We start from the raw sequence: 16,225 nt of genomic DNA on the forward strand, positions 1-16,225 counted from the left end.
CTCGGTTATGTTCTGTGCGCGGCCGTAGCCAGTTGCACCTGAGTGGGGACGGTGGTTCGACTGGCGCTCCGCTTGTATGCGCGGTCCGCAAAACCACTGGAGGCGAACTCGCGCTGTTGGGAAATGCTTCTCCACTGCCTGGCCTGCGCCTCCTGCGTCCGTGTGCAGCCCCACACATGCAACTGCTGTAGTGCCCAGCAGCCTATGCAAGCATGTTCGATATTGTCTCTAAGCTAGGTAGTGGCCCGACCTTGCCTATTGCCGCGACCGTTAGTTTGCCACGATTTTGCAAAAGTAAATCTGCCGAATTTATTACGTCACCCAGGTTCACCGCACGTATTTTGCTTATCATCTCTTCCTTGGTGATGTACTTGTTGTAATGCGAATAGCAATAGCCAAGTGCCTCAGATTTTCCAACGGTACTCTCCCTAGACATCAAAACTTCGGACTCCAGCTTGCTTTTTGCCCTCAGTAACTCCTCTTCTTTCACGGTTTCGGGTAGCTTTTTCATCTCTGCAGCTATAGTTTTGAGCAGCTCTTGCAGGTTGCCTTCGTCAGTTGCGGCGTGTATGGAAAAAAGCCCACTGTCGGAGTAGCTAGAATTGAAAGAAGAAATGCTATAAACCAGCCCGCGCTTTTCTCTTATCTCTTGAAACAGCCTTGAAGACATACTACTGCCCAGTATCACGTCAAGGACCTGCATTGTGTAGTATCTCTCGTCTAAGTACGATACTCCAGGAAACCCAATTACTATGTTAACCTGGTCGAGGTCCCGGGCCTCTATGTACTGCCCTCCGGTATATACTGGAGGAGCAACGGGCTGTGGGTTCCGGTCCTGAATCTGAGCAAACCCTTGAGACATGCGTACAACGTCCTCGTGCGCTATATCCCCGGCTACGGAAAGAATCATGTTATTTCCGTAATAGTTTGCGCTCATGTACTGCACAAGGTCAGCCCTTGAGAGGCCCAACACTGACTGTTCCGATCCCAAAATTGGCGCACCGAAGATCTGGCCTTTGTATGCAACTTCCATATACTTGTCGAAGATAATACTGCCCGGGGAGTCATTCGTTTGGTATATTTCCTGCAACACGACATTCTTCTCCCGCTCAATTTCAACTTCCGGGAACGCTGACCTCAGCACTATATCCTCCAGAACCTCTAGAGCAATATGGACGTCCCTCTTCATAACTTTGACGTGATATACGGTGTGTTCTTTATCTGTATATGCGTTGAAGTTTCCACCTATGCAGTCAAAAGCCATTGCAATGTCCAGCGCAGATCTTGTATCAGTACCCTTGAATGCCATGTGCTCAAGAAAATGCGCCAGGCCTATTTTCTCCTTCTCCTCGTGCCTGCTGCCTGTTTTGACCCATATACTAATCCCTACGGAGTTTACCCCGTCTACCTTTTCAGAGACTACAGAAAAGTTATTTTCTAACCTTGTAACTGAGGTTGTATCATTCATAAATTGCTTCGCGAGTGGTACCCGAAACCTTTGATGGTATAGCATTGCCGCGTCGAGTAAAAGCTAAATATTTTGGTGGAATCTATGGGATGTGTTGCGTATCCGCGTCCAAAGCAGCAGGGTTTTAGTGCTTGTTCCACGGGATTTTATGATGTATGAAATCGTCTGGTCCAAGTGCAGAGGGGGTGTAGTGTTGGCTGATGTGCTGCCCAGGGCGGTTGGTGCAATGGTGATGCTTTCTGTAGTTTTGGGGGCCACACAGGTTGCCCGTGCTGGCGATAGAATCACGGCCATGGGCAGTGACGTGCTGCAGGTTACCGTGAAAGAGGGTGACAGCGTTATCAGCGTGCTGCGCGATGCGGGTGTACAAGTGGTTGAGGCCGTTGCTGCCGCGAAATCTCTGAGCGAAGTGTACAATATTGACAAGATAAATGTTGGGGACAAGATCAACGTTGGGGTAAGTGGCTCAGGCTCGGTGCGGTTTGTGTCGGTCAACCCCGCACGCTCCCTATACAGCTTTGAAGCGCGAAAAGATGAGGCTGGTAGGTATAGTGCCAGAGTTGCAAATAACGTCCAAGAAGTGAGGGTTATGAGAGTTTCTGGCCCGGTGGAGAAATCTTTTTTCGCATCTGCGGTCGAAGGCGGTTTATCTGACGCCATGATTATGCAGTTGGTATCAATATATGACAGCCGAGTAGATTTGGATAAAATTCCCCAAGGCAGCTGGCTTGACGTACTATTTGAACGGTTTTTCAACGCTAAGGGTGATTTGATCGCCGACGGAAATGTGCTATACACGGCCCTGGTCATTGATGGGCACCGCGGCAAACAGACGCACCTCAAGCTCTACAGGCACCTTATGAAAGATGGCACGGCCAGATACTGTGATAGCGAAGGACGTAGCCTGGGGAGGAGCATTTTTGAGCATCCCATAGGTGATGGCGGCACGTTTCGTGTATCGTCAAAGTTTGGTACTAGAAAACATCCGATACGCGGTTATAGCGGATTTCACAAGGGAGTCGATTATGCCGCGCCTTTGGGGACCCCAGTCAGGGCTGCGGACAATGGTATAGTAGGATTTGTAGGAACGAAAGGCACCTATGGTGGTTATGTCCGTATACACCATAGGAATAACTATTCCACTGCCTATGCCCATCTGAGTAAGATTAGAGCAGAATTGGTCAAGGGGTCTAAAGTAAAACGTGGGCAGGTGATTGCGTATGTGGGAAGCACGGGCTTGTCAACAGGGCCGCACCTGCACTATGAGGTGCTGTATAAGGGTAAACATGTTGATCCCCAGAAGGTTGGCATAGAAAAAGTTGTGGTGGAGCTCCCGCAGGAGGAGGGTCTCCCATTTAAAGAGACAGTTGCCAACATGGACAGCATGTTGCGCGGGGATTACCGGGAGAATTAACCGCCGGAGCGGCCACATTGCTGATTCAAGCCCTTGTGCATGCTTGGAGCTGGGGCGTTTAGGCCTGTGGGTGCGCCAAACATTCACATGTCCAGAGTCCATACTACGACGCTGGTGCATCTCCGCAGTTAGCAACAATAGTGCGTTAGTCTTACTCATTGGTGTGGCCTGGATTGGCGTTGCGGCCTCATTTTCGTTGACTGTAGAATGCATAAGCGCTAGACTCCAGGGTGTTTCATGAGTTTTCGTACTGCGAATAGCGAAGCCCTGGGTGGGCTTATAGCGTTGAGGGGAGGATTGCTCTTTTGCTGAAAGGAATTAGGAAAGTCTGTATCTCCGGTCGTGAGGTATGGCCCATTATCGAAGGGGGTAAGGGAATTGGAGTCAGCGACGGGAGAAGTGCAGGGGCCTTTGCCGCTGCTGATGCTGTGGGTACGTTTTCTTGTGCTAGTCCCGCGCTTGTAGATAGCAACGGGGAGCACGTGCCGCTGGTATACAGGGGAAAAACCAGGGGGGAGCGCAACCGGGAGCTGATACGCTACAGCATAGAGGCCGGTATAAGCCAGGCGCGTATCGCACACGATGTATCGCAAGGGCGCGGTAGGGTGCACATGAACGTTCTGTGGGAAATGGGCAACGTGAGCGAAGTGCTGTACGGGGTGCTAGAAGGCGCTAAGGGCCTAATTCACGGTGTAACGTGCGGTGCCGGTATGCCATACAAATTGGCTGAGGTGTCGATGCAGTGCGGGGTCTACTACTATCCCATAGTCTCTTCTGCTCGCGCTTTTAGAATTCTATGGATGCGCGCGTATCGCAAGTTCCCCAAGGAACTGTTGGGTGGTGTAGTGTATGAAGATCCGTGGCTTGCCGGCGGGCACAATGGGCTCAGCAATAGCGAAGATCCAAATATGCCTCAAGATCCATTTGACAGAGTGGCGGAGATTAGGTCTTTCATGAACGAAGTGGGTCTTTCTGAAGTTGTCCTGATAATGGCCGGAGGGGTGTGGCACCTGAAAGAATGGGAAACTTGGCTCGATAATGCCAAAATAGGCCCGGTAGCGTTCCAGTTTGGTACAAGACCTCTAGTTACGGAGGAGAGTCCGATTTCGATGTTTTGGAAGAAGAGGCTACTTTCCCTCGAGGTTGGTGACGTGCTACTCAACAAATTCAGCCCAACGGGGTTTTACTCTTCCGCTGTGAGGAACAAATTTTTACGCGAGTTGCAGGAACGTAACGAACGCCAAATTCCCTTTAGCAACGTATGCAGGGATGACTTTGTAGTCGCTGTGAAATTCGGCTCCAGGGGGCGAGATATATACATCACGGCCTCTGATAAAGCACGTGCTGATGCTTGGATTGCCGCTGGCTACGATGCCATGCTCAAAACACCGAATGACACAGTAATTTTTGTTACTGAACAAAAGGCTCGCGAAATACGGGAGGACCAAATAGGCTGTATGGGGTGCTTAAGCCACTGTAAGTTCAGCAATTGGAAAGACCACGGCACCTACAATACTGGAGAAAAGCCGGATCCGAGGAGCTTTTGTATTCAAAAAACGCTGCAGAACATCATTCGCAAGGGCGATTGTGACGGAGAGCTGATGTTTTCTGGGCATAATGCATACAGGTTTGGTAAGGATGAGTTCTACAAGGGTGGGTACATTCCAACTGTGAAGGAACTGGTTGATAGAATACTCAGCGGTTACTGAAGGAATCGAGCGCCGGCTGTCTGTGCTTCATGCTGTAGCGGAGGCGTCCCGCACGCGCTTGCCCCGCGGTCTTATACACTCGCCTGACGGCACCTACTACATGGTTTCATCATCGTTTCTGTTGCTTTTTAGCAGGGATTCTAGGTATCTGGCTATGAGATCTGTTTCTATATTTACCTCGCTATCAGCCTTGAGATACTGAAACGTCGTGTGGCCCCACGTATGTGGAATTACATTGACCACGAACAGCCCACTGCCAGAGGAGTTTACAGTCATAGAAACGCCATCCAGTGCCACTGAGCCCTTGCGGGCTATGTATTTTGTTAGCGTCTCGTCGCAGCTTACCATCAGGGTGTGGGAGCCGGCAATCTGGACTACAGACTCTACCCTTCCCACTCCATCGACGTGCCCTTGCACCATATGTCCATCCATAGGGTCGCCCATCCTTAATGGCAACTCAAGGTTCACCTTGGTGCCTGCACTCCAGTGCTTCAGGTTGGTGGCTCCTAAGGTTTCCTTGGAGACGTTTACGGTAAAACCGCTGCCCTTGTCTATCACTGTTAAGCAAACGCCAGCGCAGGCGACCGAACCACCCACGGCCATTCTTGCCAGGAGGTCTTTATCTTCCACGCTTAAGCGCACCGCTACGTCACTATCTCCGGGCGGTAACACCTCCTCAACAACACCCACGGCCGCCACGATTCCGCTGAACATAAAACCTCCAGCCTACCAGGAACCCACACTGCACTCCCGGCGTGACGCATCCAGGGTTGAGCAACGCCGAGCAGTCTACCACGTTCTTGTATCCACACAAGGAGCACTTGTCAACCTTACGATTAACTGGCTCAAGCTGGTAGGGGAGGTAGGCGCACACCTTCGGCTGCTTCCCGGAGCTCCGCGCTGGATTAATTGCCGTCTACACTGCGTCAGTCAAGGGTAGGAGATGATACTACATGACATATCTACACCGTGTCAGTTAAAGGTAGGGTAGCGGTTTACCTAGACCAACCGGAAGAAGACTGCTGTTGTGCAGCGTGCTGTCCTCCCTGTGCAATCTGGCTCTCCTGCTGATTGAGGGATTGTATTTTCCCTTCTGCAGAAGCCTCATTTACAGCAGTAGCAAGACCTTCAGCTGCCTGCGCGAGTTCCTCTGGATTAATGCCTTCCACGCCCTTGGCTTCAGGGGTGGTGTGTGCATCGTCTAATTTAATACCCGCAGCTTCCAGCCCTGCTTGGACCTCGGCAGTATGCCCCGCAAGTGTATTAGTCTGCTCTGTGCACACCTCTATTGTAGCGTTTATAAGGTCAGTAACAATTGCTTGGTCGTCCTTACTACTGTCATTTACTGCTTCAAGTAAGGCATTGTTGATAGCTGCGCTTTCTTGCATGTTCAGGGCATATAGGGCCTCGCTCATTGCATATATCGTTTCTGGGCTGATCTCTGCCACCTTTACCTGCGGGTCGATTTTCTGTGCATCTTTACCAGCTTGGCGAATGACGTTGGTGATATGGGATATGCTGCCGAACGCGGATTTCACGCTGTTACACATCTGCGAGACAATCTCCTTGGTTGTTCTAGGAGGTTGAGGTATGAAAGACTGCACAAGTGCATCGCGCTCTGCTTGGGAGAGCCCACATATTTGTGCAAGCTCGTTACACATATCGCTGACGATGGTCTTAATGGTTTCAGTCCCTGCAGCAACTGTTGCTGCACGCTCCTGTGCCACACGCTCGGTCATTGCTTGTGCTTCAGCTCGCTGCTCAGCCTGTGCCCTGTCTGCTTCCTTTGCTTCTTCTAGCTGTTCAACTGACGCATAACCTGCTAGAGCCGCTGTCCACTTATCTGTTGTCCACTTAGCTATGCCAGTATTGACTGACTTGAATGCATCGCCAATAGACTTGTAAGTCTCCTTGATCCCTTGAGCGATGTCTGTGCCCTCCCGTGCGAGGGTGGCGTTGATTTCTTCAAACTTCTGATTGACTGCTGCGAAGGAGCCCTTCATAAGCTTGGCACACGTCATGATGCCACCAAATGTCATCATGGCAAACTCTGAAGCCATGAGGTCTTTAGTTGCTTGTTCTACGTTACTGTGAAGGTAACTCGCAGCCCGATCTACGTACTCAGCCAGCTTAGACTCAGGGCCCATAAACGCCAGTGGTATCCCTGCAGGGAGGATAACTCCCGCGATAGCTGCGGTGTATGCTGCAACGCACATGGATACTGCACCAGCTAGTTTAGCTACAGCACCCATGAACTTACCGGTCATAGCCAAGCCTTCCCAGGTAGCTTGAGCTGCTACTGCAATTGCGGCGCCAATTTTATGCAGTCCTCTGTAGAATGTGTTAGCACTGACCCCTTCAGGAGACCATGCTTCACCTTCAACTTGCTGTTCTGCCTTCGCGTCGATTGCTGTGCGCAGGCTTTCAATCTCATTGAGGGCATCGTGCCACTTGTGGCATGCATCGTCGAGTTTGTTCTTACACTTTTCTAGACCCTTGCCGGCATATTTGCCCATGGTCTTGTTGGCATAACTAACGCCGTAGGAGGCCTCTACCAAGCCATTGCGACATAACCCTGCACCAAGTCTAGATGTTTCCAGACCTTCCCTAACTAGTGCAGTACTCTTGTCTGCAATCCCCTGTGATATCTGTGCCTGGCCTTCCGCGAGCATGTGCATGCCTCGGTCTAACATCTCCAGGCTTTCATCCACTGTACGCTTGAAGCCTGCTAGACCCCAAGCTGCTGCCTTGCCAAATTCTTGCTCCTCACCCGCTGGTACTTCAATCTTCTCACCAGTGTCAGGTGCTTCATCCATGAACGGTAGTGCGTCAATATCCTGAGGTGTATATCCGCCCTTAGATCCGCTACGAAAAAGCCGCCCGAGACTACCTAATGCTGCAGCTGCTTTAGCACGTAGTCCCACGCTCTCGTATTTAGCATCTGCCTTCGCTGCTGCCTCAGCTGCAATCTTTTCTGATAGTTGCTGAGAAAGCGCTTCCAGTGACTTCATTTGGGGATGGATGTTCTTGAGTGTACCATCAGTACCTTCTACGAATGCATTCAGTCGCGCCAGCTCCGCACTCTTGCGCTGGAATACGGCCGAGATGGCTTGTACTACATTGCTTTGATTCTGTTGTTGTTGCTTGTCGTCTTCTGCCATCGCACCTACCTACTTAACAATGTCTTGATAACCGGTTAGGCGCTCTTAACATGCCACCCGGCATTGCTTTATTTCACCAAATTTTCGGCTGTCCGGCGATTTTCGCCTCACAGAGCACCCGCCCCGCAGCAAGGTCCACAGACGCGTGCGCAGAACGGGGCCCGAGCTCGTAAAAAGTGTAACGGTGATTTTCTTAACTTAATATGAACTTCAAAGCTGCTGGAAATGGGTTAAATACAACTTTTGCTACACGCCAAAGTACACCAAAGGCCCACTAAAGCTGCGGTGTATGCTGCTTGGGAGAATGCACCTATTTGTGCAAGCTCATTACACATATCGGTGATGACGAGCTGAAGCTGTTCATGCCCTTTAGCAAGCTCATTCCGCATATCGCTGACGATGGTCTTAATGGTTTCAGTCCCTGCAGCAACTGTTGCTGCACGCTCCCCTGCCACACGCTCGGTCATTGCTTGTGCTTCAGCTCGCTGCTCAGCCTGTACCCTGTCTGCTTCCTTTGCTTCTTCTAGCTGTTCAACTGACGCATAACCTGCTAGAGCTGCTGTCCACTTAGCTATGCCATCATTAGCTGACTTGAATGCATCGCCAATAGACTTGAATGCATCGCCAACAGACTTGAATGCATTGCCAAATGCATCGCCAATAGACTGGTAAGTCTCCTTGACCCCTTGAGCGATGTCTGTGGCCTCCCGTGTGAGGGTGGCGTTGATTTCTTCAAACTTCTGATTGATTGCTGCGAAGGAGCCCTTCATAAGCTTGGCACACGTCATGATGCCACCAAATGTCATCATGGCAAACTCTGAAGCCATGAGGTCTTTAGTTGCTTGTTCTACGTTACTGTGAAGGTACTCACTGACTTTAACTACGGCATTGTTTACGGATTGATTGTCCATAGCTGTCAGCAGCAGCGTCGCAGGTGTAGCTGCGGCCATACCCACGATAGCTGCGGTGTATGCTGCAACGCACATGGATACTGCACCAGCTAGTTTAGCTACAGCACCCATGAACTTACCGGTCATAGCCAAGCCTTCCCAGGTAGCTTGAGCTGCCTGCTCGAGTTCCTCTGGATTAATGCCTTCCACGCCCTTGGCTTCAGGGGTAGCTTCTTGTAGTCCCTGTGCATCGTCGAATCTAATACCCGCAGCTTCCAGCCCTGCTTGGACCTCGGCGGTATGCTCCGCAAGTGTATTAGTCTGTTTTGTGCACACCTCGGCGGTATGCCCCGCAAGTGTATTAGTCTGCTCTGTGCACACCTCTATTGTAGCGTTTATAAGGTCAGTAACAATTGCTTGGTCGTCCTTACTACTGTCATTTACTGCTTCAAGTAAGGCAGTTTCGACAATTTGGGTTTCTGCTGATTCATGGGTAATGTCGCTGAGGCTGCGGTTAAGCAGCGGCCATGCATACAAGGTGGGACAATATATACTCTAGTATTTGATTCTGTGATGCCTTGGGTACTGACATCCTGATGCTGTGGTCACATATGGTAAAGAGATCGTGGTTGTCTATTATGTGCTTCAACATTCCTGAATGCGCTGCTGTGCCCTGCGACAGTGAAAACGTGACGTGCCGCTTCGCTTGCGTGACCTCTTGTATGCCGAGTGCGGAGCAAAGCTGTTTGATGCGCATTACATTCAGCAAATTCATGACCTCCGGTGGTGGCGCGCCAAATCTGTTTACTAGCTCGACAAAGCAGGTATCCGCTTCCTCCGCGGTTTTCAAGCTACTGATTTTTTTGTACACTCTTATACGCAGATCTAGCTCCCTGATGTAAGATTCAGGAATCCTAACATTCGCGTCTACGCCCACTTTTACGCTGTGGCAGCCCGCTTGTATGTGGGGTTGCTCCTGGCACGCTGCTATGGCTTCTTCCAGCATTTTATGATACAGCTCAATTCCCACTTCCTTTATGTTGCCAGACTGCTCTTCCCCCACCAGATTTCCAAAGCCGCGCATGTCCATATCCTGTAGGGCGAGGGCAAAGCCCGACCCAACGCTATTTAGAGACCTGACCGCTTCTAGCCTCTTCATGCCAGGTGAATCGGGCAGCGCCTTTTTTGACACTATGAAGTAGGCATAACCCTTCAGCGTGCTCCGGCCCACCCTTCCCTTGAGCTGGTACAGCTGTGCCAAGCCGAACATGTCAGCATTGTGCACTATTATGGTGTTGGCGAAAGGTATATCTATTCCACTTTCGATGATGGATGTTGTCAGAAGGACGGAGAACTTCCCATCGAAAAAGTCATTCATAATCTTATCCAACGCCCTGGTAGATGTTCTGCCATGCGCCACTTCGACCTTCACATTTGGGACCAGTTTTTGTAGGTCCGCCAACACGCCGTCAATGTCAGAAATAAACGGGCAGGTAAAGAACACTCTGCCACCGCGGCTGACTTCATCTAGAATTGCGGTTTTTATGATGTTGCCATCGTACTGTATGATAGCAATATCTACGGCCATCCTCCCCATGGGTGGGGTCCTGAGAACGCTCAAGTTTTTTATCCCGGAAAGCGACATGTGCAGAGTTCGGGGAATTGGTGTTGCGGATAAGGATAGAACGTGCACGTCATTCCTGAGCTTTTTGAGCTGTTCTTTCTGTTGTACGCCGAAGTGTTGTTCTTCATCAATAATGAGCAAGCTCAAGTCTAGGAATCTTATATCTTCTGCGAGAAGCGCACTCGTACCTATGATTATGTTGATATCCCCGTTTTCGAGCGCCTTTTTTACCTTAGACTTTTGCGTGGCGGATGATCGTGCAAGCTGCTGAACGTTGATATCGTAGTTTTGAAATCTCTCTCTGAATGCCGCAAGATGCTGCCTGCATAGTAGGGTTGTGGGAACGATTACGGCAACCTGCTTGGCCGGATCTTCGTTGATGACTAGAAATGCCGCGCGCAGTGCGACTTCCGTCTTGCCAAACCCAACGTCTCCACATATGAGCCTGTCCATCACCTTGCCGCTGGCGAGATCCTCCTCAACTTCTGATATTGCTTTGAGCTGGTCTTCGGTTTCTACGTATGGAAACTCTTTGCAAAAGTCCAAGTACCTCTGATTTGCAAGAAACTTATTGCCTTCCGCAAGTACGCGCATTGCTTCTGAGTGTAACAACGTTTGAGCGATATCTTTGATGCGTTTCTTGAGTTTGGCGCTGCGCTCCTGCCATGAGGTGCTGCCGAGTTTATCCAGGACGACGTCGGTATTGGTGCCGTATTTTGTGATCAAGTCTATATCTTCCACCGGGACGAAGAATTTGTCGTTATTGCGGTAGAGGATTTCGACAAAGTCGTGTAAATGTCCGCACACACTGAGCGTGCGTAGCGCATTAAATATGCCAACGCCGTAGTCCTTGTGTACTACTACGTCTCCTACTGCAAGGCAGGTGTCTTCACTGACTACCGTGCCAGAGGAGCGACCGGCCGCGCATTGACGTTTCAACAGGCTGTATTCTGTTATCACAATAAAGTCGTGTGTTACAACGTCACAACTTGTTGGTAGCACAGCCGCGTTGAACGCGCCTATAGGGCCTGCATACTCATGCACTCTGGATATGTGTATGCCATGTGCTTTAAACTTGTCGATGAAATATAGCAGTGATCCTTCAGAGTAGCAGGCGAGGATTAGAGTTTTATGGGCGGAGTTAATATAATCCGCGGCCACCGCGAATACGTCAGCCTTTTGTTCCTGTGCTAGCAACCTGAAATTCGGCACAGCGCCAATATTGCTGGAAGAGCATATGACTTGTTGATGCTCCCAGAGATTGTTTTCTGATGTTGCATCAAAGCGGCAGAAGATGGCCTTGTGAAAGCTCCGTGTAATTTGTATGTAGCCTTGTAAATCCAAGAACAAAGCGCTTTTTCCTGTGGCAGATTGTGCCGTATAATCCTCCTCCTGCGCCCCTTCCAAGCGCCGCAATACTTCTTCCGAAGCCTGCTCAGCAAGCACTAGTTTTGCGTTTGGGACATAATCGAAAATGGTTGACAGCTCATCTGCCTGCAGCAGCGGCAGCCACTGCTCCTCTCCCATGCATTTTTGCCTGGAAAGCATGGCTTCAGCAAATGCCGGATCGGGATTTGGATACTGCTGCATGTACCTTGTGTAGAACCGATTTAAGTTTTCTTCGGTTTTTATTACTTCAGATGCTGGATAGATAACCAAACTTGGTAACGCGCCTCCATCCGTAATTTGCGTATCAAGGTCGAAACATCTGATAGACTCAACAGCATCGTAGCAGAAGTCTATCCTGGTGGGCTTGTTATCTATTGGTTGGAAAATATCGACGATTTCCCCCCGTACTGCAAAGCTCCCCACTTCGCGCACCGCGGAAGATTGCGTATATCCGCATGCCACCAGATGTTGTACCAGCGCATCCATAGACAAACCATCGCCAGGTGCAACTGTTATGGTGGCACTGGCCACAGAGTGTGCCGGCAGCACTTTCTGCGCAACTGCGCCGGAGGTTGTTAACATTACGTACGGGGCCTTGGCATTAGAAATGTCAAGCAAACACTTCATCCTGGTTGCCATGACCAGGCTACTGGGTGAGACCCCCTTGTGTGGAATGGAATCCCACTTGGGCAGGATAAACACATCGCGCTCCCGGTCGAAAAACTTCAGGGTTTTTGCCAAATGCGCCAGGGATGTGCCTTCCTGTACGACGAACACGAACGGTGTGTGCCGATCTTCCATGCACATCTGGGCCATGAGCATGTCTCCAAATTCTGGAGCAACGCCGGTGATTACTTCAAGAGAGCCCACGTGTACGCCTACGAACGCGCGCTGATGACGAACCAACCCCAACAGTGGGCCACGCGCACTACGGTGACGCTCCACGAGCACAGAAAACAACTACTTGCGCCGCTCAAACATCCTCCTAGCTGCAAGACCTTAGGGCTAACGATGAATGTCATTGTATTATGTGAGGTATTGGAATACAATCAAAAATGACGGACGTATGGTGCTTATGGGGAAAAGTAGGGTTGCCATATACACCGATGGTGCCTGTTCTGGCAATCCTGGACCTGGAGGTTGGGGTGCTGTGCTGCGCTTTGGTGACGGAGGGGAGCGCAGAATATCGGGTGGCAGTGACGATACCACAAATAACAGAATGGAACTTACCGCGGTGATTATGGCTTTGGCGGCTTTATCGGGGCCGTGCAGCGTGTGCGTTAATACTGACAGCACCTATGTGAAGAATGGGATCACGGAGTGGATTCGCAAATGGAAGCTGAACGGATGGAGGACGTCTAACAAGTCCGCCGTGAAGAATGTTGACTTGTGGGTAGAGCTTGAAAGACTGACTTTGCTGCATAGTATTGAGTGGAGGTGGGTGAAGGCTCACGCTGGGAACGAATATAACGAAGAGGCTGATATGCTCGCTAGAGGCGAGGTAGAGCGCCGCATGGTTATTCCAAAATGATTTTGCGCTGTGAGGCTTTTGCCAGATTCTATGAACTCTATGGTGTGGACTTGTGTAAAATTACTGCTCGTGGGTGCGGTGCTCACGTTTGGGGGGGTGCTGTACTATCACGTCAGTACTAAGGATACCATAGAGTTCCGCACTGGCGCTATAAACCTGTATTTGAAGTTCAAGCTCTCCAAATTTTTTGCCGGCGCTGACGTTAACATACAAGATGTACAACTCTCTTGGCGCAGAGCTGATGAGAACTTCTTTCTATCAGCAAAGGGGCTTGTAATTATAGACAAAAAATCAGGCCTGAAGACGGAGATTCCCGAGGTTGCCATTTACTCCAAGGTTGGCATCCTGTTTTTATGGGGAGACTGGGGTGCCAGCCGGGTTGAGATTCCCACCGTGTACCTGAGTGCATTTAGCCCCGATGGGGAAGTCAGTGGTGCCAAGCCGCCGTTTTCGGTCTCAGCGCTTCGGGAGAAGCTATTTATGCTGATCAGATCCAGTGTGCCTGTTAGAATTGGGAGTATGCTGCTTAGTAACCAGAGCGGTGAAAGCCTGAAGGTAGATTCACTGTCGTTTGGGACCGAAGCGAAATACGATGGCAGAATCTTCTCACTGGAGTTAACCAGCGGCGCATCATCGGTTAAGGTTAAGGTGTCTGAGCACTATAAGGGGGTGATTTCTCTGAACATTAGGTGCGACAACTTCAACACAGCGCTATTTGAATATATCAGGTTCCTGGACGGTGTACTGCCCTTGTACAATAAGGTGCTGATTTCCGGGGCCGCAGATGTAGTGTTGGATGCCCATGACAGGATAGAGTACTGTGACATTGACTTGCAAAGCCTGAAGGGCACCGTTCCATATGGGGAGCATGATAGCGTCGCTGTGCACGGTTTTCGGGTTAGGGCCAAATACAGCGACCATGAGCTCTTGTTGTCTGATTTTAACCTCCTCATGGATGATGTGGCTCTCAAGATGCGAGCCTACTTCAACGCTATAAACAGCCGCCTTAATGCCAGTGTGAGCAGTTATGAACTTAAAACACAGCAGGTGTGTAGATACTGGCCCGAGCAGCTATACCCGGACTTGAAACATTGGTACTGCGATAACGTGATAGAAGGCACCTTTAGGGAACCTCAGGTGACCTTTCACGGCCACGTCAATGACATAAAAAATGTGGCCAATTACCGGTTCAGTGCGCATGTACGAGATGCGACCATTACGGTTAGCAACAAATGGGGTGCGGTGAATATAGTAGATGGTGGCCTGCTGCTGGATAGGGGGGAGCTAGTAATTCGGTCTGGCAATTATAACTTCAGAGGCGTAAATGCCGTTGAAGGCGTTGCTATTATCAAGGACGTTAGCGATAAAGATGCAAAGCTTGAGATACGCGGCAGAGCTTTTGGTGATGTCAGCGAGATATATACTGCGGCGGATGGGCAAGAGCGCTTTGGGGTTGTAGCAGAAAATATATCGGGTGTTGCCAACACGAAGTTCATAATTGAGGTGTCTAATCTGTCTGGGACGTCTGACATACACAGCGATGTTTATATCACCTCTGAGGTCGGGGATCTTTCAGTACGCGGGGTTTTGAATAGCTTTGACGTACACAGCGCGGGTTTAGATCTCGTTGTGCACAATGGAAGCGTGGAAGCAACTATTAAAGGCAAGATGAATGAGCGCGATATGACTCTTGTTGCGAGCGGAGATCCTGGTGGCGGTAGCATGATGTGTAAATTTGAAGGATATATTTCCGGAAATAACATAAGGCAGTTCAGCGCGGCGGCCCGACATGTTGGCCTCAGTGGTTATGCTAAGGCTACTATAGACTGGGTCAGCAATCATTCCGGTGCCGGCGACACCAAGGTTAATGGTGTGTTGGATGTCATAGATTTGTACTCGGAACTGGGGTACTTTCCAGTAGGTGCTCAGGCAAGAATACTGAAGTTTGCGGCGTCGGTGGAGCAGGATGGGAACATACAGGTTCATAATGCAACTTTGGCGGGGCAGGGCATAGACATCCGATTGAGCGGGCATATTGGCCAAGACGTGAACTTGGTGGCTAACCGTGTACGCTTCCTAAAAACTGATGCGCAGGCCCATGTTAAGTCTTCGAAAGATGGCAACCTGGTACTTCAATTGAGCGGGAAGTTTTTGGATCTCAGCAAGACTAACCTGTGGGCTTTTTTGAGCGGCGAATCGCGGCAGCAGGGGGGGCTTGAGGTAAAATTGCGTGTGCACAATGCACTCATGAAGAACAACGTGCCCATAAAGCGGGTTTTCTTCAGTATGGGGTACGATGGGGATGATAAATTGCACGCGAAGATGAGCGCAAATTTTGCCAATGATAATGCGCCAGTGAGAATAGAATACGGGCCCAGAGGTTTGGAGGTGAGCACAGAAAACGCAGGAAACTTCCTGCGATCCATCGACGTTTTGAGCACTGTAGATGGTGGGCATCTATCTATATATATGTACCCGGACAGTCACCTTGGTAGGACACAAGGCGTGTTCTCGCTCACGAATTTTAATATTGTGAACGCGCCCATACTTGCGCAGATATTAACTCTCTCGTCTCTGCAGGGAATTAGTAATACGCTCAATGGTAGCGGAATACACTTTGGCAAGCTTAATGTCCCGTTCAATTACAGCGAAAACCGCGTAAGCTTTGATGAATCGTGGATTGAAGGGGTGGAACTTGGCATCAGTGTGGGGGGAGAGATAAATCTGAGTACGAAAAGTTTCGATGTGCGTGGCCAAATAGTGCCGGCTTACGCAGTCAGTAAGTTGGTGTGGAATACGCCTTTGATTGGCAAGTTGCTAACAGGTGGATACAGCAGAGGCGTGGTTGCGATCGACTATAAAGTTAAGGGCACTGACAAAGCTCATGATATATCAGTGAATTTCCTGTCAATTCTCGCACCAAACCTGCTCAAAAGGGTACTCAAAGCTATAGATGATAAATCAAAGGGTGGGGCCGGTAACGTGAAGCAGCAACGCGCTGCTGAGTGACCGGCAATACAGTACCTGTTCGGTATTGTA

The 16,225-nt window shown here is 50.1% G+C and carries 9 protein-coding genes; 4 read left to right on the forward strand and 5 right to left on the reverse strand.

What is annotated here, in order from left to right:
* Positions 1 to 202: 202 nt before the first annotated feature.
* Positions 203 to 1,468, reverse strand: coding sequence for a M16 family metallopeptidase (locus tag AMF_RS05495; RefSeq protein ID WP_010267013.1), 1,266 nt, complete (start codon positions 1,466 to 1,468; stop codon positions 203 to 205).
* A gap of 148 nt (positions 1,469 to 1,616) precedes the next feature.
* On the opposite strand from AMF_RS05495, the gene AMF_RS05500 reads away from it, so the two are divergent.
* A complete protein-coding gene (locus tag AMF_RS05500; RefSeq protein ID WP_181005424.1) occupies positions 1,617 to 2,882 on the forward strand; it encodes a peptidoglycan DD-metalloendopeptidase family protein in 1,266 nt (421 codons plus the stop codon).
* A 305-nt stretch (positions 2,883 to 3,187) separates the two neighbouring features.
* Positions 3,188 to 4,591 carry an NAD(P)H-dependent flavin oxidoreductase gene (locus AMF_RS05505; RefSeq protein ID WP_010262714.1) on the forward strand — a complete coding sequence of 468 codons (1,404 nt, stop codon included), beginning with the start codon at positions 3,188 to 3,190 and terminating at the stop codon, positions 4,589 to 4,591.
* Between the two features lie 96 nt (positions 4,592 to 4,687).
* Here AMF_RS05505 and AMF_RS05510 read toward each other — a convergent pair whose 3' ends face one another.
* From AMF_RS05510 to mfd, 4 genes are all read right to left on the reverse strand, one after another.
* Complete coding sequence (locus tag AMF_RS05510; protein ID WP_010262718.1) at positions 4,688 to 5,305, reverse strand: riboflavin synthase; 618 nt, start codon at positions 5,303 to 5,305, stop codon at positions 4,688 to 4,690.
* Between the two features lie 281 nt (positions 5,306 to 5,586).
* Complete coding sequence (gene msp1b / locus AMF_RS05515; protein ID WP_012658819.1) at positions 5,587 to 7,752, reverse strand: adhesin MSP1 subunit beta; 2,166 nt, start codon at positions 7,750 to 7,752, stop codon at positions 5,587 to 5,589.
* A gap of 230 nt (positions 7,753 to 7,982) precedes the next feature.
* Positions 7,983 to 9,179, reverse strand: coding sequence for a hypothetical protein (locus AMF_RS05520; RefSeq protein WP_012658820.1), 1,197 nt, complete (start codon positions 9,177 to 9,179; stop codon positions 7,983 to 7,985).
* A complete protein-coding gene (gene mfd, locus AMF_RS05525; RefSeq protein ID WP_012658821.1) occupies positions 9,157 to 12,615 on the reverse strand; it encodes a transcription-repair coupling factor in 3,459 nt (1,152 codons plus the stop codon). The genes AMF_RS05520 and mfd overlap by 23 nt, the downstream gene beginning before the upstream one ends.
* Positions 12,616 to 12,730: 115 nt before the next feature.
* On the opposite strand from mfd, the gene rnhA reads away from it, so the two are divergent.
* Both rnhA and AMF_RS05535 read left to right on the forward strand, forming a co-directional pair.
* Positions 12,731 to 13,186, forward strand: a complete 456-nt coding sequence (gene rnhA / locus AMF_RS05530; protein ID WP_029209769.1) for a ribonuclease HI — start codon at positions 12,731 to 12,733, stop codon at positions 13,184 to 13,186.
* 9 nt (positions 13,187 to 13,195) lie between these two features.
* Positions 13,196 to 16,195 carry a YhdP family protein gene (locus tag AMF_RS05535; RefSeq protein WP_010267046.1) on the forward strand — a complete coding sequence of 1,000 codons (3,000 nt, stop codon included), beginning with the start codon at positions 13,196 to 13,198 and terminating at the stop codon, positions 16,193 to 16,195.
* Positions 16,196 to 16,225: the final 30 nt, after the last annotated feature.

It is taken from the genome of Anaplasma marginale str. Florida (assembly GCF_000020305.1).
Lineage (GTDB): Bacteria > Pseudomonadota > Alphaproteobacteria > Rickettsiales > Anaplasmataceae > Anaplasma > Anaplasma marginale.